Annotated in this window: 20 protein-coding genes; 9 read left to right on the top strand and 11 right to left on the bottom strand. The window is 44.9% G+C overall.

The features are described from left to right. Positions 1-5: 5 nt before the first annotated feature. The 5 genes from AXF23_RS03385 to mtaB all read right to left on the bottom strand — a co-directional run bounded on the left by AXF23_RS03385 (position 6) and on the right by mtaB (position 5,659). Positions 6-743 (bottom strand): carboxypeptidase-like regulatory domain-containing protein, encoded by a 738-nt coding sequence (locus AXF23_RS03385; protein WP_107624298.1) that lies wholly within the window; start codon positions 741-743, stop codon positions 6-8. A 15-nt stretch (positions 744-758) separates the two neighbouring features. Further along, on the bottom strand, positions 759-1,469 hold the full coding sequence (locus tag AXF23_RS03380; protein WP_107624297.1) for a carboxypeptidase-like regulatory domain-containing protein: 711 nt from the start codon (positions 1,467-1,469) through the stop codon (positions 759-761). A gap of 883 nt (positions 1,470-2,352) precedes the next feature. After that, positions 2,353-3,165 carry a gliding motility protein GldB-related protein gene (locus AXF23_RS03370; protein WP_107624295.1) on the bottom strand — a complete coding sequence of 271 codons (813 nt, stop codon included), beginning with the start codon at positions 3,163-3,165 and terminating at the stop codon, positions 2,353-2,355. Between the two features lie 110 nt (positions 3,166-3,275). Further along, on the bottom strand, positions 3,276-4,313 hold the full coding sequence (locus tag AXF23_RS03365) for a glycosyltransferase family 2 protein (RefSeq protein ID WP_107624294.1): 1,038 nt from the start codon (positions 4,311-4,313) through the stop codon (positions 3,276-3,278). Then, positions 4,310-5,659 carry a tRNA (N(6)-L-threonylcarbamoyladenosine(37)-C(2))-methylthiotransferase MtaB gene (gene mtaB, locus AXF23_RS03360; RefSeq protein WP_107625780.1) on the bottom strand — a complete coding sequence of 450 codons (1,350 nt, stop codon included), beginning with the start codon at positions 5,657-5,659 and terminating at the stop codon, positions 4,310-4,312. The genes AXF23_RS03365 and mtaB overlap by 4 nt, the downstream gene beginning before the upstream one ends. Positions 5,660-6,001: 342 nt before the next feature. Here mtaB and AXF23_RS03355 point away from each other — a divergent pair, with 342 nt between their 5' ends. Beyond that, a complete protein-coding gene (locus tag AXF23_RS03355) occupies positions 6,002-6,187 on the top strand; it encodes a PG1828 family lipoprotein (protein ID WP_009010507.1) in 186 nt (61 codons plus the stop codon). Positions 6,188-6,979: 792 nt separating this feature from the next. After that, positions 6,980-7,339 carry a hypothetical protein gene (locus AXF23_RS03350; RefSeq protein WP_107624293.1) on the top strand — a complete coding sequence of 120 codons (360 nt, stop codon included), beginning with the start codon at positions 6,980-6,982 and terminating at the stop codon, positions 7,337-7,339. Between the two features lie 20 nt (positions 7,340-7,359). Here AXF23_RS03350 and AXF23_RS03345 read toward each other — a convergent pair whose 3' ends face one another. The 5 genes from AXF23_RS03345 to AXF23_RS03325 all read right to left on the bottom strand — a co-directional run bounded on the left by AXF23_RS03345 (position 7,360) and on the right by AXF23_RS03325 (position 12,020). Beyond that, the gene (locus tag AXF23_RS03345) at positions 7,360-7,878 is read right to left on the bottom strand and encodes a hypothetical protein (RefSeq protein ID WP_233251230.1); all 519 of its coding nucleotides are present in this window, start codon (positions 7,876-7,878) and stop codon (positions 7,360-7,362) included. Positions 7,879-7,880: 2 nt separating this feature from the next. Then, the gene (locus tag AXF23_RS03340; RefSeq protein ID WP_233251229.1) at positions 7,881-8,423 is read right to left on the bottom strand and encodes a hypothetical protein; all 543 of its coding nucleotides are present in this window, start codon (positions 8,421-8,423) and stop codon (positions 7,881-7,883) included. A gap of 170 nt (positions 8,424-8,593) precedes the next feature. Further along, entirely contained in the window at positions 8,594-8,854 is a 261-nt protein-coding gene (locus AXF23_RS03335) for a SemiSWEET family transporter (protein WP_107624291.1), read from the bottom strand. A 60-nt stretch (positions 8,855-8,914) separates the two neighbouring features. Then, positions 8,915-9,220, bottom strand: a complete 306-nt coding sequence (locus AXF23_RS03330; protein WP_107624290.1) for a hypothetical protein — start codon at positions 9,218-9,220, stop codon at positions 8,915-8,917. Positions 9,221-9,329: 109 nt separating this feature from the next. Then, positions 9,330-12,020: a 3'-5' exonuclease gene (locus AXF23_RS03325; RefSeq protein WP_107624289.1), complete on the bottom strand. Its 2,691-nt coding sequence runs from the start codon at positions 12,018-12,020 to the stop codon at positions 9,330-9,332. 192 nt (positions 12,021-12,212) lie between these two features. Between AXF23_RS03325 and AXF23_RS03320 the strand changes: the two genes are divergently transcribed. The 3 genes from AXF23_RS03320 (at position 12,213) to AXF23_RS03310 (ending at position 15,016) form a co-directional block, all read left to right on the top strand. Beyond that, on the top strand, positions 12,213-12,704 hold the full coding sequence (locus tag AXF23_RS03320; RefSeq protein WP_107624288.1) for a 3'-5' exonuclease: 492 nt from the start codon (positions 12,213-12,215) through the stop codon (positions 12,702-12,704). 415 nt (positions 12,705-13,119) lie between these two features. Further along, a complete protein-coding gene (ftsZ, locus tag AXF23_RS03315; RefSeq protein WP_107624287.1) occupies positions 13,120-14,427 on the top strand; it encodes a cell division protein FtsZ in 1,308 nt (435 codons plus the stop codon). A gap of 4 nt (positions 14,428-14,431) precedes the next feature. Further along, the gene (locus AXF23_RS03310) at positions 14,432-15,016 is read left to right on the top strand and encodes a hypothetical protein (RefSeq protein ID WP_009010498.1); all 585 of its coding nucleotides are present in this window, start codon (positions 14,432-14,434) and stop codon (positions 15,014-15,016) included. 659 nt (positions 15,017-15,675) lie between these two features. Here the strand turns inward: AXF23_RS03310 and pheS are convergent. After that, complete coding sequence (gene pheS, locus AXF23_RS03305) at positions 15,676-16,713, bottom strand: phenylalanine--tRNA ligase subunit alpha (RefSeq protein WP_009010497.1); 1,038 nt, start codon at positions 16,711-16,713, stop codon at positions 15,676-15,678. Positions 16,714-16,854: 141 nt separating this feature from the next. On the opposite strand from pheS, the gene AXF23_RS03300 reads away from it, so the two are divergent. The 4 genes from AXF23_RS03300 to AXF23_RS03280 all read left to right on the top strand — a co-directional run bounded on the left by AXF23_RS03300 (position 16,855) and on the right by AXF23_RS03280 (position 21,061). Continuing rightward, a complete protein-coding gene (locus tag AXF23_RS03300) occupies positions 16,855-17,712 on the top strand; it encodes a DUF4348 domain-containing protein (protein ID WP_107624286.1) in 858 nt (285 codons plus the stop codon). A gap of 75 nt (positions 17,713-17,787) precedes the next feature. Continuing rightward, positions 17,788-18,360, top strand: coding sequence for a sugar O-acetyltransferase (locus AXF23_RS03295; RefSeq protein ID WP_107624285.1), 573 nt, complete (start codon positions 17,788-17,790; stop codon positions 18,358-18,360). A gap of 52 nt (positions 18,361-18,412) precedes the next feature. Next, entirely contained in the window at positions 18,413-19,417 is a 1,005-nt protein-coding gene (gene murB / locus AXF23_RS03290; RefSeq protein WP_107624284.1) for a UDP-N-acetylmuramate dehydrogenase, read from the top strand. 807 nt (positions 19,418-20,224) lie between these two features. Next, positions 20,225-21,061 (top strand): MBL fold metallo-hydrolase, encoded by an 837-nt coding sequence (locus AXF23_RS03280; RefSeq protein ID WP_233251228.1) that lies wholly within the window; start codon positions 20,225-20,227, stop codon positions 21,059-21,061. Positions 21,062-22,076: the final 1,015 nt, after the last annotated feature.

Below are 22,076 nucleotides of genomic sequence, written 5' to 3'. Positions count from 1 at the left end.
TATCCTTACTTACACTTCTTCTTATTCTTCTCCACGTGTGACTTTGGTTTATAAGTCATGTGACCATACACATCATCAATATTACTTGCGCTCCTATCTCTACCAGAGTCACTTGCTGCATTTACTGTTACTACTTCAACCAAACCCGTCATCGCATCCTTTTCAAGCATAATAACATTATTGTCAGAACTTAAAAGAGAACTTACACGAACCTTCTTACTATAGTATCCTATAGATGATATAACCAACGACGTGTCTGACGGAACTTTCAAAGCAAACTGTCCATCTATATCTGTTGCAACGCCCTTGCTTGTTCCGTCTATGAAAACAGCTGACCCTATCACAGGTTCTTTATTTTCTTCGTCTATGACCATTCCACGTACAACCACAGGTGATGCACAACTATCAGAAAGGTCTACTACCTTTATAGGGGCTTTCTTGGTTGTTTGCACTGGAGGGTTAGCCGTACTATCAGACTTAACAGCTTGCGCAGCAGCGGTCATCGGCATTACCGTAGCGCAAATACCTGCTGCAATACCAGCCACCTTCATACCGAAGCCATTACCCTTACGTGCTTTCAGCTCCCGTTCAAGGTAACGTATCTCCTCCTCACAAGCAGGGCAAGTACCCGCACAATCCCCCTTGTGCTGACACTCCTTAGGTTGATAGCTGATACCATTGGCATCCGCTATCTGCTGCCGAATACTCTTCAGCAACTTACAAGTACTCCTTCCTTTCGTCATACTATCAACTTCTCTTTATTTCTTCTTGCACTTCTTTTCCTTGTGCGACTTAGGTCCTTTCTTTGGATGATGCTTCCCTGATGTTCCTTCTATGCCCCCAACGGTGATAGTCTTATGCCAATTGGTAGTATCCTGCTCAAGATAAATCGTCTTATCCTTTGTCGCTAACAGCTCTTTAACCGTTACATAAGTCTTATGATAGCCTACAAATTCAGCTTCTAAGGTGTCGGTTGGCAGAGCTTTCACCGCATACCAGCCATCCACATTGGTACATGTCCCCAATGCATTGGGTGCTGTTGACCCTTTCAACATAACAACTGCTCTAAATAATGAATCTTTTGTATCCTTATCAAGCACCTGTCCACGTAAGAGCACAGCATCGGGATTACCCTTCGTCAGGTCCACCACTTCTACACTATCCTGCTTTATGAGCTGGGGATTCGCCTCCAGACTAATCTTACTCTCTGTTTGTACCATAGCAGCCATTGGCAATACTGTCACACAGACGCCTGCTGCAATACCCGCAACCTTCAATCCCAATCCTCCACGCTGCTTGTTCCTCAGTTGTTCTTCGAGGTAACGAATCTCCTTCTCGCAGCCTGGGCAAGTACCAGAACATTCGCCCTCATGATGACACTCTACCGGCTTGTAGCTTATTCCATTCTCTTTCGCAATTCTCTGACGAACCTCTTTCAGGACTTTGCAGATAGCTTTCCCTTTTTCCATAAATTATCGTTTAAGTGTTAGAACATAATAGTTTTCGCCACAAATATATAAAAAAAAGAGGATAAACAAGAATGTTCTAACAAATTTGTTAGGCGGGTGATGGGTGGTGGGTGTTTAGTGTTGGGTGGTGATGAATTGCTTTGTTGGGTGTTGGGTGTTTAATGTTAGTTGTTGATGACGTGTTTTGTAGGGTGTTAAGTGTTTACTATTGAGTATTAAAGCGAGTTGAAGTAATTGTCCATTATATACCCACTAATACAAAAATCGTTCGCTTTCTCATAGCAGCTTGGGGCTCCCCTCCTTCGGAGGGGCTGGGGGAGGTCCCCTCTATCCACCTTTCCCCTTATCTATTTTTTCGTCCTTCTACGTTTGAGAACATGCCCTTCTTCGTTTGAGAACATGCCCTTCTTGGGGCAAGAGGAGGCCCTTCTTGGGACAAGAAAGGCGTCTTCTTCAATGAAGTATGTAATGTGTTGATTTCTTGTGGGTTATAGACTCGATTACAGAGGGGAGAGTTCTCGCATTTTGAACAGATTAAGCACAATGATATGTAATGATTTCTTACTTCTTCACGAACGCCTTATAGAGATGATCGCACACCACACACTCCTCCCTGCGGAGGTTGAGAAGGAGGAAAGATCACTTTTCTCATACGTTCGACCGTGGGTAGAATGTATCTGTTTCGACTATGCTCTCTGTGAGAGAAGGAAACTGCCAATCAGCAAGAAAACAAACGAATAGACTTTTGTTAAGAGAAGAATACATACCAAACGCACAAACGTATAGACACAAAAATCCCCTCTGCAAAACCTTTCCTACGGTCGACACCGTTGGTTCTGAGAGGGGACTGTATAATTGTTTCAGCTCAACTGAGTAGTAGCCGCTAATATCCAGTGGTATTAAACTTAGAGAAATCTGTCATACGAAGCAGTTCCTCATACGAGATCTTTGGGTTCTTTTTCATATATTCATCGACCGCCTCTTCGTAACGACTGTGATAGATGCGCTTCGTCATGACCTGATTAACAAGCCATTGTATCTTTCCTATTTGTAGATCACGCTCCACCTGCGGACGCGACTCAAAGTGTTGAAGAGGATAGACACTCATCAAGTAGAAGGTCATACAGTCTGGTAGGATGTACTCACGCGACATTTGTTTGCGCTGTGTAGGCGAGTAGAACTTCGCATACAATGGGTAGTTAGGTCCGAGATACTTATCCAATGAGATGCCTATCGTACCATTTCCGACCACAATACTCTGGTCTAACGCCGATATCTGAGCATAGACTCTTGGTATGGCAACGTTTGGCAAGAGTTGTCTCAACCGTTTGAAAGCCGAACTAAACTGGTGGTCAAGGTCCTCCGTATTGGCATACTCCGACTCGACAGCGGCGATGACCGACTGTAAAGTTGTGTCTTGATAGAACTTCAAGAACTTAGTATTGATGTCAGGGTCGGTTATCTCGCCTATCTTTACTACATCTTCTATTAGCGTACGAGTCTCAATAGGATACTCAGTATTCATCTGCTGGAGGGCAGAGAAATCTCCTGTCGTCAAATAACGATACTCCAAACGGTCATAGCGATCTATCTCAAACAATAGAGAGGAGTCTCTCCCATCATCTGATGTAAGCCTAAACTGACAACCAACGCAGGTGAACAGTACGACAACTAATATGTAATAGAGATATTTCACTGGTTACTTTTTACAATATTTGAGTATTCTCTGCAAAATTACTAAAAATTATTTTAAAGCGCAAGTGATATGCTAAAAATATTAAAAAGACGTGTAATCTTTTCTTATTTTTATTCAGGTAGAGTCTCAAAGAGCTTATGTCCTTTCACATAATACTGCCAAAGAAGGGAATACTCCTTGCGCCCATCATACGTACAGGACGGTAGTTTCTCTCTATGACCATCGCTCTTCTCAAGATGACTTGGTAGCCGTTCGAACTCGTGTCTCCACTTCTTAAAGGCACGACGTGCCGATAGTATCGCTTTGAACTCACCCCAATTACGCTTCTGTATCAGTGCTTGAAATGCTGCGAGATAGTCTAAGAACCATCTTACACGCATGACATGCTTCAACTCATCCTCTGGTAAGTTCTTCCACAACATAGTAAGGTTATTGCGGAAGTTCAGGAAGGTCTTACGTGGATTCGACTTGGGTAACGTACCGCCTCCGACGTGATAGACATAACTCTCAGGGAAGCAGAAGATGCGTTTCCCCATCTGATGCAGACGCCAACAGAGGTCTATTTCCTCATTGTGGGCAAAGAAACGCCCATCTAAACCGCCTGCTGTCCAATAGTCTATAGCACGTATCATCAAGCAAGCACCTGTTGCCCAAAGTACTTCCTCACTGTTATCATACTGCCCATTATCGTCCTCCACCGTGTCAAAGATACGCCCTCTGCAGAACGGATAACCGTAACGGTCGAGGAAGCCACCCGATGCTCCCGCATACTCAAAAGCGTCAGGATTGGCCACAGAGAGCAACTTCGGCTGACAAGCCGCTATGTCTTCATGGGCTTCCATCTCCTCTATGAGCGGTGTTAACCAGTGGTGCGTCACCTCGACATCACTGTTTAGTAGCACGTAATACTCACTGTCTACCTGCTTAAGAGCACGGTTATACCCCTCAGCAAAGCCATAGTTCTCCGGCAACTCAATCACTCGTAAGTAGGGATAAGTAGCTTTTAGCCATGCAACAGAATCGTCTGTTGAGGCATTGTCAGCAATGATTATCTCGGCTTCATCACGTGAGAAATTCAGCACAGAAGGCAGGTATTGCTCCATCATGCTGCGTCCGTTCCAGTTCAGAATGACAATGGCTACTTTCATAAGAGGTCTGCTTTTAATGAGCTCTGGTCGAAGTTGAACTCGCCTAAACGTACTCGGAGGATTTGGTTGTCATACTCCTCTTTTGCCTGCGCAGGCGATAGCTCCACACGAATATAGTTGTCTGTAAAACCATGCATAGCCTTACCACGTGCGGCTTTCTCGAAGAGTACGTTGGCTTCCTGCCCTATATGCGCCGCATAGAAAGCCCGTGTCTTCTCGTCCGACAGCTTCAAGAGCTTGTGAGCACGGTGTTTCTTCTCACGGTCGTCTACCACGTAAGGGATTGACAGGGCCGCTGTGCCTGGGCGTTCAGAGTAGGGGAAGACATGCAGTTGAGTGATAGGAAGGGAATTGAGGAAATTATAACAGTCCTCAAAAAACTCTGGTCTTTCACCACGAGAACCCACCATTACATCCACACCGATAAATGCTCTCGGCATCTTCTCCTTAATGAGTCGTATCTTGTGGGCAAAGAGCTGCGTGTCATAACGGCGGTGCATCAACTTCAACACCTCGTCAGAACCACTCTGAAGGGGGATATGGAAATGAGGCATAAAGGCTCGTGACTCGGCACAATAGGCTATTAAGTCATCGTCAATCAGGTCGGGCTCCAACGAACTAATGCGGTAACGCTGTATTCCCTCAACCTTATCTAATGCCTTGACAAGGTCTAAGAAACTCTCGCCAGTGGTCTTTCCGAAGTCACCTATGTTCACTCCCGTTAGCACAATCTCCTTTCCTCCCTCCTTGGCAGCCTCCTCTGCCTGTGCAACAAGCGACTGAATGGTAGGGTTACGAGAGAAACCTCGTGCAAAGGGAATCGTACAATAAGTACAGAAGTAATTACATCCATCTTGCACCTTAAGGAAGTAGCGCGTGCGATTACCACGTGAGCAACTTGCCTGAAAACTCTTGATATCCTTCGTCTTGACAGAGTGGTACTCCCCTTCCTGTGCTTCTTCCTTAGCAGAATCGACCTTATTCCATGCGTCACTAAGGTACTGCACGAGGTCAGCCTTCTCATTACTCCCCAAGACAAGGTCAACTCCTTCAATCTTCGCTACCGTTGCACTCTCAAGCTGAGCATAGCAACCTGTCACGATGACAAAGGCTCCTGGGTTCTGACGGACCATACGATGAATAATCTGACGGCACTTATGATCGGCAACCTCAGTGACCGAACAGGTGTTAATCAGGCAGATGTCTGCCTGCTCTGTCTTCTTCGCTTCACGCACGCCCATATTATATAAGGTACGCGCGAAGGTACTTGTCTCTGAGAAATTGAGCTTACAACCCAACGTATAGAACCTGGCTGTCTTGCCTTGAAATGCTGCTGTATCTATCATATAACCTGCAAAGTTACAGTAAAATGAACACATTACCAAAGAAAAGAGGCCGTTTGCACATTATAAAAAGGTAAGAAAGACAAAGAAAAGAAGATTTTTCACGCCAAGAGAAGACTTTTAGATAGCAAAAAACGAAGCCTTTTCAAATTGTGTAGGCACACATCTAAAACATTAACATTTATTTACTATTTGTATATAGTTGAGTATCAACACCTTGCAAGAACACCGCTTTCAAAGAACAAAAAAAGTCCTAAAAATATTATTGCCGTATAAAAAAAATACTTACCTTTGCATCGTTTTAACAAACAAATGATTGTTTTACAGATTTAAAAAAGCAAAGAAATGAAGAAATTAGTTTTAATGTTCGTAGCTATTGCAGCTATCTCTTTCGCATCTTGTAATGGTAACTCTAAACCAGCTCAGAACGCTGACTCTACTGCAGACTCAACTGTTGACTCAGCTATGGTAGATAGCGCTAACGCTGACTCAGCTGCTGCTGACTCAGTTGCTCCAGACTCTGTTAAGTAATTCAGAGTACGAACAGAAAAAGAGAGAAATTGGCCGCAGGACCTTGTCCTGCGGTTTTTTTTGTGCCTATAAGGCTGAACTATATCAGTCATCAGCCTGTTCTAATAGCTTCTACCGCATTTTAAGCAGTCGACTCCATCCATGAGAAGAAAAAAGGATTAGTCGGTCTATGCTTTTCTACGCTATCGCTCTACCCCTACATTAGCATACCTTCTATACTGCTTATCTATACACTCAGATAAAGCACGCCCTAACCACCTACCCTATCCATACATGCTTTGGAACTGACAAGTCCACCGCTCACAGAAAGAAAAGCGAAAAGAAATACACAGAAACAGCTTTGCAGTACAACACAACAAACTCCTATTGTAAAGAGTTTTCAATCCTCTCCTTACCAGTACACGCCCTTCATGGCTGAAGAAGACGCCCTTCAACGTTGAAGAACATGCCCTTCTTGCACCAAGAACACGCCCTTCTTGCACCAAGAAGAGGCCTTTCTACAATCGACCTCACAACCCTCTGACATCATGCGACTTACGTCTACAACCTTCACATGCGTTTCCTTTGTATTTGTCCACAATCTTATCCCTTCTTTGTAAACATATTTCAACCCATAGAGAAAAGTGTTTCCGAATCCACATCAGTTCTTATAGAAATCATCAACACCAAGCAATTTTCTACGATTAAGTACGTTTACACTATAAAAGAGGTAGGGTTCTTTCCTCTCTTTTGGTCTGCTTGCAACAGCAAGCACCCTTATTTTAGAGGAAGTCATCGGTAAATTCGTAAAGTATGAGACATCTTTTATATCCTTTCCTATTGTCAGTTCTGCTCATCGCATGCAGCAGGTACAACGGACCCGTTTATCCCCAAGCATTTACAGGTAAGTGGGTAGGCGTGAAAAAGACTATCGTCGGTATGCCTCCAATACTCGACGTGACCGACTCAACCGCGGTTTTCGACCCGGGGATGGGCGACACCTGCAGATGGTTTAACCGTTATCACTTTGCAAAAGACTCGCTTTTCTTAGTGTATAACGAGGAGGACACCGCCCGATGTAAGGTTTTAGAATTACATGATAGTGTGTTGGTTATCGAAGGATTACCATGGTATGAAAAGCAAACAGTAGCGTTCAGGCGGCAAAAGAGATAAGTAGCATCTCGAAGTTCATCTTATTCTCTGACGATAACTCCCTTATCCAAGTTGATAGTAAGCATCTTACGCTCCTTTCCAAGGTCCTTCAGATACTTGAATTTCACCCTATAGTCTTCGCAAATAATCCCTGCAACTCCCTTTTGATAGACGATTTTGTAAGATGAAAACAAGGCGACATCAGCCATCAGAACGTCCCCTTTCTTATAGCCTAAGTATTGCTGGAAATAAGAATCAAAGGGCAGATAACTGTCTTGATGACTATCGACATAACGCCTCACAAGGGTCTTAGCGAGTTCAAACTCCTTGTCGCTCAGTTGTTTCGGCACCTCTGTTCGCCTCTTATCAAACAGCGAGTCACCATTAGCCGTTACTGCCTTCTCAGAAACAACATTATATATTTTCTGTCCTTCTTCGTCCTTTGCTAGACTGACACCGTGTCGTATGGAGAATGAACAGCCTCTGCATTCCTCGTCCTCATCGTGCAAGAGAGAAGAAAGAAGCAAGAAAAGAGTATTAGAACCGTCTTCATACGTCACAATTACTTACTCTTCAAGGGAATATCCCCTACAAATATCCAAACCGAACGAATCTCCCCACTCCCCGTTTTCATTAATGGCGAGAAGATACTGTCAGCATTTTCTCTTTCGATAGGATACCGCTTATTCATAAACCAGACGGCATCCTTCGTGCGATAAAGATTCATTTTGATGTAGGGTTTGTCCGAAACATAATAGCCACCATATTCTTTCAAATCCTCATAATTGGGGAAGTCTTGCACCAAGATACCCTCTGTCAGTCCCTGACCTGTTATGGTATGCGAGAGGACTCCATCGGTATATACCCATCCATGCAACAGTGTAAAGAACTTATTTCCGATACCTATTGGAGTCGTGTTGAAGTCGTAATCTCCACATTCCATGATGACTATGTCGTCCTTGAACTCCTTTAGATATTCCCTCTGGTCAGGGAAATGACCTGCTGCCACACCCGAATCCTTCGCCTCATCAGATTGCTTTGTCTTGCAGGCAAGCAATAGAAGCGAGAGAAAGAACAGTGTTAGGGCCGTTTGATATCTTCTCATACGCATCGTTATAGTATGTTTATAGTGTTCGTAAATAGCTGCTGTTAGCTGCGTCAAAGATACGAAAAGATTCTCAAACAACAAAGCTTTTCCACTGATTATCAGCCTAAAAACAAAAATCCTCCCCACCCAGAAGAGTGAAGAGGACGATGTCGTATTGTGTTCTGAACTTACAATGCGGTGAAAGCAGCTACAAAACCAAAGATGATACCTGGCGTGTTAGCAATTGCCAAAGGCCAATCACGCTTCTCCTTGAACAATCCGTATGCGACCCACAAGGTACAGTTTATACCTGCCATAAATGGCTGAATGAAAGTTCCCTTCTGCCCCGCTAAGTTGTTTTCTATCTGTGGGATGTAGAATACATACATCAAAATAGATGTCACCATACCAACCCATCCCATAGAGGTGAAGAACTTTTCTTTTGTCATAATTGTATTTATTAATTGTTATCTATAATCTTAACGACGCTTCAACAGTCTGATTAATCGTTATCTATCCTGTAAACCAGTGTTATCCTTACCAATGCAGAAAAGGATTAAAATCATCAACCAAGGTGTACCCAACAGACTAAAAAGAATCCATAAAGCAATGCTTCTGTTTCTTTTTCGTGCCATCATTGCAACGATAACATAACCTATGATACTGAAAAAGCCAATGATGAGCATGGTACTGAGTGCAATTGTACCCCCTAACAACCTCGATGCCATGTTCTGTGCACCTTGATTATTGGCCGCAAAAGCCGACAACGCCATGAGCATTGACCCACTTGTTGCAAGTAATCGCTTTGTATCCATCCTATGTAACTTAGTTCTCTTTTGCGCACAAAGGTAATCTTTTAAAGTCAGAAAACTATCCTTTGATGTATAAAAAGTATTTATTCGTATTATTAAAAGGAGCTTCTGTCTAATTAAAATACTTCTGTATGCTCTCCATCAGAGGTGTTAGTTCACGATTGAAAACCCTCCCGTGGCGGTCGACCATCTGTAGGGCATAGGCGATGAACAGCCTACGTTTAGCACGTGACATGGCCACATAGAACTTACGAGCATCCTCTTCATCCTGCTGCTTTGTCTTGTTATAGGCGTTTGGATAGCGTCCGTCGGCAGCATCAAAGATGATAACATTATCAAACTCCAGTCCCTTGGCCTTGTGAACAGTCGTCACATAGATACGCTCAAGGATACTCTTACTATTACAGAAATCGGCCTCTTTGAGTGTGTTAATATCCATCATGTACTGCGAGAGTTGTGGGGCAAGGGCATTGGCCACCCCCTCATCCGTCAACATATCTATACGGAGATAACGAAGGATATAGTCTAATCGGGGGATGTCATTGACTAATCCGTCGAGACGAAAGGCCTTATAGGCCGTTGAAAGCTCACTTACGAGGGCAAGCTCAGGGTCGACAGAGGGCTTATAGAGACGCTTGACGGCCGTTCGATAGCTTTCGCCATAATTGCTTCGGAGCACATTTGCAAAGGGTTTCACCTTTGGGTGGTGGATAAAAGCCTCTTGACTGGCCTGTTTCTCACGTGCCTTCTCAGCACAGAGGCGCACAAGACTGACCGTTGCCCGCACGTCATCAATCGCCTGATGACTGTTGACACCTGTCAAGTGGAAGGTTTCAAGCAGGCTTTCCAACTTATAAGAATGAAGGCTCGGAGCCAATAGTCTTATCAGTTTGAGCGAGTCGAAGCAACGAATAGGATGTGCTTGCATCGTGTCATTACAGTGACGTTGCAGATTGTTGTCTAATATATTATAATCGTAGTTGGCATTATGACCGAGGATAGGACTGGTACCGACGTAGGCAAGGAAGCGTTGTAGGGCATCAGCAGGAGGGAGCAGTTCGCCCGTGGCCAGCTTCTCATGGTAGATAGCATACATCGGGTTCTCCTTGTCACCGAGCATTGGCAGAATCGGCTTATCGGTCTCTATGTAGAGGTCGAGCGGTTCGCCAACCACTTCCCCACCCTTTATTCGTATGGCCGCAACCTCTATGATGTCATCAGTAAACACATTCAACCCTGTTGTTTCAGTATCGAAAACAACGATTTCGTCCTCGTTGTAGGCACGAAGGAACTCTGCCGTGTAACAGCTTTCGGGATAGAGAAGGAAATCGGAAGGCGTTAGTGCCAATTGTTTCAGCTTCCAATTAAATCGGCGAGCAAGGGCATGAGAAGGGAAGGCACGCACGCCCTTCATGATACGTGTCCATGCGATAGAGTTATGTTCATTGGAGAGTACACTCAAATGAGCCAACAACAGCTTTACATCTGGTGTATCGAAGAGGTCGCGACCAGACACCTTAAAGTGGGTTAGGGCAGCCTCCGACATCGCTTCACTGATACGGTCGGCATCCGAATTAGAGCTGACGATGATGGCTGTACGCTCCTCGCTATTCTGTTCGTAAAGGCGGAGAGCCTCAGCGGTAATATCCTTCTGTTCGGCTTCAATCGTACTGCTATGTATGATTCTTAGGTCGCCTAATGTGGCCTTCGTGTCGTTGTCGGAGAGAGGGAGTAGTTCGCGGTCTATCTTCAGTTGCTTTTCAGCATAGTCATTAAAGATGTCGAGGAGGTATTTTGGCGAACGGTGATTGCGCTGTAGATGGTGGATATTACCCTTACAGCGCATCTTCAAGAGGGTTAACGTCTCCACTTTCGCCCCCATAAAAGAGAAGATAGCCTGCTGCTCGTCGCCTAAGTACATCACCATCGGGTTGTCCTTTGCCGTTAGAAGGTCGATGATAGCGAGTTGCATACCGTTAAGATCCTGCACTTCATCGACCTGTATCCATGGATAACGCTTACAGCTTGGGTCGGAACGATAGATGTCGTAGGTGAAGAGGAGCAGGTCCTCGAAATCGAAAAGGTGGTTTTCCTCTTTATAACGGGCGTAACAGCCAGCGTAATACATCTTCCATAGCAATACACGTATCCTATCGGCTAACTTTGCATCAAGCCCAGGTGCATTCGCTTCGTCCATGTATTCCTGTGCATGACGATAGATATTCACTACGGCCTGTTCGTTATAATCAATCTTCTGTGAGCCACAGATGTGTTTTATCGCTTCTCTATCACCATCCGTAAAGCTCTCAGGATGGAGGTAATACTTCCATGGGTGGTGGTGTTCTAACTGATAGATGAAATGCTGAAAGAAGATGATTGTCTGATAGCCTTTGTACCTATTGAAGTCTCTTGTTACTCCTTCCTCATCTTCATTGCGATAGTCTGCAATGATGCTCACCGCCTCTTCGTCGTCAATAATAGCCGAGTCGGCTGGTATACGACCCTGTTCAAAGAGGAATTTAGAGCAGAAACGATGCACATTACCTACCATCAACTCAGAGAAATCACCTCCTACTACCTTTTGGATACGGTTGATCATCTCCCTCGCAGCACGGTTTGTGAACGTAAGACAGAGCATATCCTCATACTTAACACCCCTTTCTCGTGCATACCTCACCCTCTCTGCAAGGATATGAGTCTTACCACATCCTGGCGACGCAAGCACAAGGTGATAGCCCTGACTTGCCTCTACAACAGGTATCTGATACTGGTCTAAACTGGGTGTGTAACTGTTTTCTTCCATAGATAGTATTCTTTATAGCAGTAGATACTCCTTCTGCAAAAGTAAGAAAAAGATTGGAAATAACTCGTTATCAGCCTAAAAGAATGAAAAGAAAGTTGTAACTTTGTGCGTAGATACTTTATGTTACACAACATAGAACCTTATTTATAGAAGTAACCTATCGTAGACTATTAATATAATCAACAGTAAACTATGCAGGACTTTGCGGCAATTGACTTTGAAACAGCTAACTTTGAGCGATGTAGTGTATGCTCGGTAGGAGTAGTGATAGTAAGGGATGGAGAGTTTGTTGACTCTTTCTATTCGCTTATACAGCCCGAACCGAATTATTATCAATGGCGATGTACGCAGGTGCATGGGCTCACCTGTGCCGATACTGATGGTGCACCGGTATTCAGCGAGGTGTGGGAACAGATCGAGCCGAAGATAGAAGGCCTGCCACTTGTGGCCCATAACGCATCTTTCGATAGGTCTTGTCTGATGGCATCGTTCCATACCTACCAGATGGATTACCCTGACTATGAGTTCTTCGACACGCTGGAAGCGGCCCGACATCACTTTCCTCACCTCCCGAACCATCAGTTACATACGGTCTCTTCAGCCTGTGGCTTTGAGCTAATCCACCATCATCACGCCCTTGCTGACGCTGAGGCTTGTGCGTGGATAGCACGAGAAATATTGTAGGGTGGGGGGTGTTGAGTGGTAGGTGATGATGAATAGTTAACGAGAGGTGGGGGGTGTTGAGTGTTAGGTGATGATGATATGCTGCGTGAGAGGTGCTGGTGGTAATTTTGATAAGCTTTTTCACAAGGGCTGGGCTTCGTTGTCTTTCTATATAAAAGATAACTGTAATAATCCGCCCAAGCCTCATATAGGATTCTGACTGAGCCAATGGGCTGTCTTAATGATACTTTTGACCATAATTCTCATCCCATCTCTTTTGCCTACAAGGGCATGGCGAACGCTGTCTATCAGTCTTTCAAGTGGTTTTGATAGATGTCAGTAATATAAATGAAAACCTGCAAGCCTTGCAGAAATTTGGCTCTTTTTTATTTAATTCATACCTTTGTAAACATAATCAAGTGCAACATAAATAACGATGACAGAAGAGTATATCCCTATTGATTTCGATATTCCAGAGGACAAGACACAGCGTCTTATCAAAGTGATTGGCGTTGGTGGTGGTGGTTGTAACGCTGTTAAGAACATGTATAACGAAGGTATTAGCAGCGTCTCCTTTGCTATCTGCAACACTGATAGTCAGTCGCTTGTACACTCTAACGTACCTGTCAAGATTCTGTTGGGTACAGGACTGGGAGCAGGAGGAGTACCTGAAAAGGGTAAGTCGGAGGCTGAACAGAATATTGAAGATATAAAACGACTATTGAGCGACGGCACGAAGATGGTCTTTCTGACAGCTGGTATGGGTGGCGGAACAGGGACGGGTGCGGGCCCTGTCGTGGCTGGTGTGGCTAAATCGATGGGTATTCTTACTATCGGTATAGTAACTATTCCATTCTACTTCGAGAAGAAACGCAAGATTATCAAGGCTATCAAAGGGGTCGAACAGATGCGTAAGAATGTGGACGCCTTGCTGATTATCAATAATGAACGGCTTTGCGATGTCTACAGCGACTCACCTCTTCCTATCAAAGAGGCCTTTAAGCGTGCCGATAACATCCTACTGAATGCTACGAAAAGTATCTCAGAACTGATCACAGTGGAGGGTGACATCAACCTTGACTTCCGTGATGTTGAGAACACCTTACGCAGTGGTGGCAGTGCTATCATGGCTATGGGGCGTGCAAAAGGGGAACATCGTGTGGAGAATGCCATTGTGAGTGCACTCGACTCTCCCCTCCTCTATGGCAGTGACATCAGTCAGGCTAAGCGCATACTATTCAATATCTACACCAGTAACGATAAGCCTTTACTTGTCGAGGAGATGAACGAGATAGACGCTTTCATGGACACTCTCGATGTGAATATAGACGTTATTTGGGGCACAAGTACCGATGACAGCTTGGGTGAGGACGCTAAGGTGACAATTCTCGCTACTGGTCTTGATAAGAGTAACGTACATGAAGCGGACGAGCAGACCGAAGAGATGAGCGAACACTATGATGAGATTATCAACAAACTGTACAAACCTGTGAGGCGTAAACCTGCTGTTGCTGAAGAGACAACAGTTCCTCCTACGATAAAGGAGGAACCCATCGAGCCAAAAGAGGCGGAACCCGAATTTATCGTAGAACCAACGATAGTACCTGAACCTGCGGTAAAGGTGGTCAGTCCAGAGCCTGAACCAGTAGCGCAGGAACCATCTGGTCGACTGTCATTCTTAGACAGGTTGAAGGCTCGTATGCGTCAGCTGACATCTGAAATGCTTGAAGGAGGGGAGGAGTAGGCTTATGTCTGACCCAATCATGCAAACCCCCGAACAGTTAGCCGACATTGTGCAGCATGCAAGTCAACGGCTGATTGGCTTGGGTCGTTACGACCTTCTCTTGAAAAGCTTAGGTGGCTCAGCGGTCATCGAGGAGCTGCGCATAGAATTAGCAAAGAGTCGGCTGTCTCCTCTTGTCATCACTTCCGACTATCGTTTCCTGTTACCTGAGATGGAGAAAGAGGTTGAGTTGACCCCAGTACATAAGGCTGTGTATCTCTTCTTCCTACATCATCCAGAGGGAATAGAGCTGAAACGGCTATCAGAACACCGACAAGAGCTATTAGAATTGTACTGTAAAACAGCCCGACTATCTGACAATGAGAAGATTGAAGAGAGTATCGACCATCTTATCAATCCGCTTGATAATGCCATCAACGAGAAGTGTTCGCGCATCAAAAAGGCTTTTTGTGATGTCATGGACGAGTATCTTGCAAGCTACTATATCGTCAGTAGCCATCGTAAACGGCAGCTCTCCAACTCTACCCGCATCTGGTATCAACGCTTGAAGATTATTACTCTACCACGAGAGTTGGTGGTTTGGGAGTGATGGGGGTGGGTGTTGAGTGTTAGGTGATGATGAATTGTTAACAAGGGGTGGTGGGTGTTGAGTGTTAGGTGATGATGGTTAGTTAACGAGTAAGTATTTAGACTGACATTGACAAGTCCTTTCTGAAAGGTTAGACAGCCTTATACCTTATATAATATAGCAACTACAAGAGATTTTGTAACCCTTTTCTACAAACGTTCGAAAGGTACACAACTGTTAACCAAAGGGTTAACACTTATCTTCAAAAGCGTACACAATTATTATCTGGAGGCTTTGAACATTTTATTAAAGGCGTCCACTCTTATTATACAAAGGCTTTGAACATATTATTCAAAGCGTCCACACTAACAGTTCAAAGGCTTTACAAACATTGTCCGGACGCTCCGGACAAACTGTCCGAAGGCCCCGGACACGTTGTCCGAGGGCTTCGGACATATAGTACTAAGCCTTCACACTTATTTTATTAGGTGCTAAATAATCGACAAACTGCCCCTCACATGCATATTATCTATGCTCAATCGCAACGAAGACTTGCGTAGATGTAATATATCGCAGAGGTGTCCTTGAGTAGAGTATAAGCTATTCATCAACACCCATCACTCATCACTCAACACCTAACTGACCCTTAACACCTAACACTCAACACCCATCACCCATCACTAAGCTCCTTCGAACTCACGGAGAAAGCGGGTGTCATTCTCAGAGAAGAGGCGGAGGTCGCTAACACGATACTTGAGGTTAGCAATACGTTCAACACCCATACCGAAGGCATAGCCCGTATATACGCTTGAATCAATGCCACAAGCCTCAAGGTCATGAGGGTCGACCATACCACAGCCGAGTATCTCTACCCAGCCAGTATGCTTACAGAAGCCACAGCCCTCACCGCCACAAATATTACAGCTGATGTCCATCTCTGCACTTGGCTCAGTGAATGGGAAATAGCTTGGACGCAGACGTATCTTCGTATCTGCACCGAACATCTCACGAGCAAAGGTCAGAAGCACCTGCTTAAGGTCGGTGAAACTAACGTTCTTATCGACATATAAGCCCTCAACCTGATGGAAGAAGCAGTGCGCACGAGCCGAGATAGCCTCGTTACGATAGACACGTCCAGGGCAAAGCACACGTATTGGAGGTTCGTGAGTAGACATATAATGAGCCTCATCGTTCGATGTGTGACTACGAAGAAGCACATTCTTCGTAACGTCCATCGTATTGCTACGCTCAATGAAGAAAGTGTCCTGCATATCACGAGCCGGATGATCAGCAGCGAAGTTAAGCATAGTAAAGACGTGCTCATCGTCGTCTATCTCCGGACCTTGGTATAGGGTAAATCCCATACGGGCAAAGATATCAATAATCTCGTTCTTTACCAACGTCAGTGGATGGCGTGTACCGAGCCCGATAGGATAAGCCGTACGTGTCAAGTCGATATCATCGCTCTGTGCTTCACTGGTCTCCAACTGATCCTTGAGTTCGTTGATCTTGTTCTGAGCACTTTGCTTCAATTCATTAATCTTCATACCGACAACCTTCTTCTGGTCGGCTGCCACGTTACGAAACTCGCCCATCAACGCATTGATTTCGCCCTTCTTACTGAGGTATTTCAGACGGAGCTGCTCTACGTCATCAGCACTCTTTGCTGTGAGTGCACTCACTTCTTTGAGAAGTTCTTCTATCTTGTCTAATAACATAGTTCTTGTTTATTTTCCTGCAAAGGTACAATTTATAATCGTAACGGAGAAATTCGCCTAATATAAATTTGCTTATTTCCTATCTTATTAGAAATAAATATCGTACTTTTGCAGCAAGTTTGAGATGAATAAAAAGAGTGTATGAAAAAAGCGTTTTTACTTATTATGTGTGTTTGTGTGGCTATGGTAGCTGTTACTACGGGCTGTACAAGCAAGAAGGTAGATGGCGATGACAGTATAAACACTGACTCTACAGAGGCCGATGAGGCTGACACTGTAGACAGCGTCGACTCTGCCACGGAGGTAATAGCTGCTACTCCTATGCCTAAAGCAGCTGACCAACTATTCGACGACTTCTTCTTTAACTTTATTGCCAACAAGAAACTACAACGCAACAGAGTTAAGTTTCCACTGCCAGTCGTTAATGGTACAAAGACAACAAAACTGACTCGTGATGCATGGAAGATGGATTACTTCTTCCGTAAACAGGGTTATTACACGCTTATCTTCGATAATGAAGCACAAATGAAATACCCTAAGTCAACCGACTTAGACAGTGTCATCGTTGAGAAGATACGCTTACAAAAGGGCACGATAGAGCAGTATTGGTTCGATCACCAGGATGGAAGCTGGAAGTTAAATCAGATTCGTACCATCTCGTTCAAGGATAGTTACAATGCAGACTTCCTCGATTTCCTCCATCGTTTCTTTGCTTCTGGAGGCAAGGGTTACGTGAAGAGCACCTTAGCTTACACTGGTCCTGACCCTAACGGAGAGGAGACTGCAACCGTGAACACCACTATCCCGGCAGAAGAATGGGCGTCATTCCTTCCAGAGATACCACATGACATGATTTACAACATCCTCTATGGGCAGAAATACACAGAGACTGACCATAAGATAGTGACCTTCCGTGGATTGTCAAATGGGGCTGAGACGCAACTTGTCTTTAAGACTCATGGCAAGAGTTGGAGGTTAGAGAAGATTATAGCATATTAATAGTAAGACCCCCAACCACCTTGGTTGTGGGTCTTTCTTTAATCCTGTTACTCGGTTGTTTAAGCCTTATTGCAGATGAAAAGTGAACTCCAAAAAGCCATCGACGGCGAGTTATTCAATGCTATCGACCCAGAGATACAACAGATAACGATACGTACTAAACGCCTATTGCGCCAGTTGAACGATTGTGACTATGCTGACGCTGGGGGGAAACGTAGGATTATCGAACAGCTGTTTGGCTCTGTTGGCGAAAGAATACATATTGATGTAGACTTTCATTGTGAGTATGGTGTTAACATACACATGGCCGACTGGGTGGTAATCAACATGAATTGCACCTTTATAGACAATAGTCGTATTGACATCGGTAGCCATGTTCTTATCGGCTCAGACGTGAAGATCTATACAGCTACCCATCCTGTCAATGCCAAGGAACGCATGCTTCCAGGCGGAGGGTGGACAGTCTACGCTAAAGCCGTTAGGATAGAAGATGGCGTATGGATAGGAGGAGGAGCGGTTATCCTGCCTGGTGTGACGATTGGACGTAATGCTGTGATTGGTGCAGGGGCTGTGGTAACGAAGGACATACCCGCCAACGCCGTCGCAGTGGGCAATCCTGCAAAAGTAATAAGATATCAGGAAGGATAACACCTTTCTATATATAAGAACAAAGAGAAACGCAAAAACGATATCAGTTAACATGAGAATAGAGCATAACTATAGTCTGCTAAAGCATAACACCTTCGGTATTGACGCTAAATGTCAGCGTTTTGTTGAATACGAATCAGTAGAGGAAGCACAGGAGCTTGTGCGTTCCTTGACAGAAGACGACTATCCCCTATTGATTCTCGGAGGCGGTAGCAACCTCCTACTCACAGGTGATTACAAGGGTACCGTAGTCCATTCTGGCATCTCCTTTATCGAGCGTCTCGATGACGAGCGAGTACGTTGTGGCTCAGCTTACGTATGGGATGACTTTGTAGACTACTGTGTTCTTCATCAGCTCTATGGTGCAGAAAACCTCTCTATAATCCCTGGTGAGTGCGGTGCCAGTGCTGTTCAGAATATCGGAGCATACGGTGCTGAAGCCAAAGACTTGATAGATGAGGTCGAGGCGGTGGAGATCTCCACTGGTGAAGTGCACCATTTCAAGAATGCTGATTGTGCTTATAGCTACCGACAGAGTAAGTTCAAGCATGAATGGCGTGATAAGTATCTTATCACATCCGTCACTTATCGACTCTCAAAGACCTATCAGCCTAAGCTCGACTATGGTAATATCCGTGCGGCATTGGCCGAGAGAGGCATCGAGAACCCTACTGCCATAGAACTTCGTCAGACGATTACTGACATTCGTAATGCTAAACTTCCCGACCCGAAAGAGATAGGTAATGCGGGCAGCTTCTTTATGAATCCTATCGTTCCTAAGGCTAAGTATGAGGAGTTGGCAGCGTTGTATGAGCGTATGCCCCACTATACTATCGATGCTGAACATGAGAAGATTCCGGCCGGATGGATGATTGAACAATGTGGCTGGAAGGGTAAGGCTTTAGGCCCTGCAGGCGTCTATGCGAAGCAAGCATTGGTATTGGTCAACCTTGGTGGGGCTTCTGGTGCCGACGTGGTGCGCCTCTGCGAGACGATACAACATGATGTGAAGGAGAAATTTGGAGTTGAGATTCTGCCAGAGGTGAATGTGAGGTGAGGACCTCCCCCAGCCCCTCCGAAGGAGGGGAGAGCAATCCTGCTGGGACCTCCCCCGGCCCCTCCGAAGGAGGGGAGAGCCTAACGGGGGCTAACAAGGGGCAAGTTCTGTGTTGTTGAATAATATTGAGATGGGACGTGACTACTAATATGTCTTGTCTTAAATCGTCCCTTAAACAAATAAAAACCAGCACCTAAGAAGGAGGGGAGAGCCTAACGGGGGCTAACAAGGGACAAGTTCTGTGTTGTTGAATAAAATTGAGATGGGACGTGACTACTAATATGTCTTGTCTTAAAACGTCCCTTAAACAAATAAAAACCAGCACCTCAGAAGGAGGGGAGAGCCTAACGGGGGCTAACAAGGGGCAAGTTCTGTGTTGTTGAATAATATTGAGATGGGACGTGACTACTAATATGTCTTGTCTTAAAACGTCTCTTAAACAAATGATAAAACCTAACCCTTGAAACAATAAGGATATATAAACCAACGAATAACACCTATCACCAACTTACTGATATACCCTTTGAAATAAGAAGAACAGACATGTTCTAACAGAAAGTATATCCTTTGAAATAAGAGAAACAAGCATCTTTTAACAATAGAGACACCCTTTGAAATAAGAAGATAATACGTTTTTTAGCTGAAAAATAGCCCTTTGAAGAAAAGGAATTAAGCGTCTTTTAGCTGAAAAAAAACCTTTGAAATAATAAGAGAAAATGTCTTTTAGCAGAAGAGATACCCTTTGTACAAAAGGAGTATAGTCGTTTGAGTAATTAAGACATATAATCATCTAACAAGAGGCAGACAATGAAACGAGAAGAAGACATACGCAGCGAGCATTCCGTTAGGCTCTCCCCTCCTTCGGAGGGGTTGGGGGAGGTCCTCACCTTCCTTGGTACTGGTACATCCAACGGAGTACCCGTATTAGGCTGCAACTGTGCTGTCTGCAGGAGTAAGGACCCACGCGACAAGCGCTTACGTACCTCCGCTTTATTAGAGACAGCCACTACTCGCATTGTCATAGACAGTGGGCCCGACTTTCGCCAGCAGATGTTGGCACAGACATTCCGCAAGATTGATGGTTTATTAATCACCCACATCCACTATGACCACGTAGGGGGCATTGACGATGTGCGCCCTTTCTGTGCGTTAGGCGACATCGACGTCTATGCTAACGCAACTACTTGTGAGGGCTTACGACACAACTTTCCCTACTGTTTCACCGACCATTTATATCCAGGTGTACCTAAACTGAACCTTCATAGTATCCAACCTCATGCGAAGTTCGTCATTGGTGACATCGAGGTAACACCGATTACTGTAATGCATGGTAAGCTCCCCATCCTCGGTTACCGCTTCGGTAAGCTGGCTTACATCACAGATATGAAGACGATAGACGACGCAGAGTTGCCCTATCTCGAGGGTGTAGAGACTCTTGTCGTGAACGCATTACGATGGGAACACACGCACCACTCGCACCAACTCATCGCTGATGCCATCGCTTTTAGTAGGAAGATTGGTGCCAAGCGCACCTACCTCACCCACCTCACCCACCGTATCGGTCTACATGAAGAGGCGCAGAAGAAACTCCCTAAGAATGTCTTCTTCGCATACGATGGGCTTAGTGTGGGTGTTAGGTGTTGAGTGTTAGGTGTTGATGAAGTGCTTTGGTGGGTGATGGGTGTCGAATGTTAGGTGTTGATGATGTGCTTTGGTGGGTGTTAGGTGTTTAATGTTAAGTGTTGATGGTGTGCTTTGTTGGGTATTAGGTGTTTATTATTGAGTATTAAAGTCTACATGTTAGTAATATCATATTAAACATCCACAACAACAAACGTCATTGGTTTTCTCATAGCAGCTTGAGGCTCCCCTCCTTCGGAGGGGTCGGGGGAGGTCTTAGCAGCTTGGGGCTCCCCTCCTTCGGAGGGGCTGGGGGAGGTCCCCCCTACCCACCTCTCCCCTTGTCAACATTTTTCGTTCCCCTTGCATATAGTCCATGCCCTTTAACGTAGCAGACCATGCCCTTCTTCGTTCGAGAACATGCCCTTCTTGCATGCAGAAGACGCCCTTCTTGAGGCAAGAAGGGCGTCTTCTTCAACGCTATTCGTAACACATTGATTTCTTGTAGATTATCTACTCTTTCAGAGCCAACGCTATACTCTTTTTTAGAGGACATTTGGCTTGCAATTATGTAATGATTTTTTACTACGCTGACCACCTCCATGTGGCCTGGGAACGTGTATTATAACGCTCCGTGAACGCTGTGTGCTCTGTGAGAGATAAAACTCCCCCGCGAGTCTCAAAAATGTTCTTTTTCTCACAGAGAACACAGATGAACAGAACACATAGCATCTCACAGAGACATTAAGTCAACCGATTTCACAGAACCTTACAGCCACCTTTAGCAGCAACGCTCTGTGAACTCTGTATGCCGGAGGCCTTCTGTGGGCTCGAAACAGTGCGCCAAAAAGCTCCGTGAACTCTGTGCGCTCTGTGAGAGATAAAACTCCCCAGCGAGTTGTTTGTGTGTCATCTCATCAAGTGGGTGCGTTCTATTTCTCACAGATTTACACAGATGAACAGAACACACAAAGGCCAAAAAGATGATGGCCCCTCCCCCTTCCCCTCCCCCAAAGGGAGGGGCGTAATCACCGAGATA

This window comes from Prevotella sp. oral taxon 313, assembly GCF_003043935.1.
In the GTDB taxonomy this organism is placed as follows: domain Bacteria; phylum Bacteroidota; class Bacteroidia; order Bacteroidales; family Bacteroidaceae; genus Prevotella; species Prevotella jejuni.
Note: the sequence above shows the minus strand (reverse complement) of the source record. Positions and strands in the feature narration are given on the sequence as shown.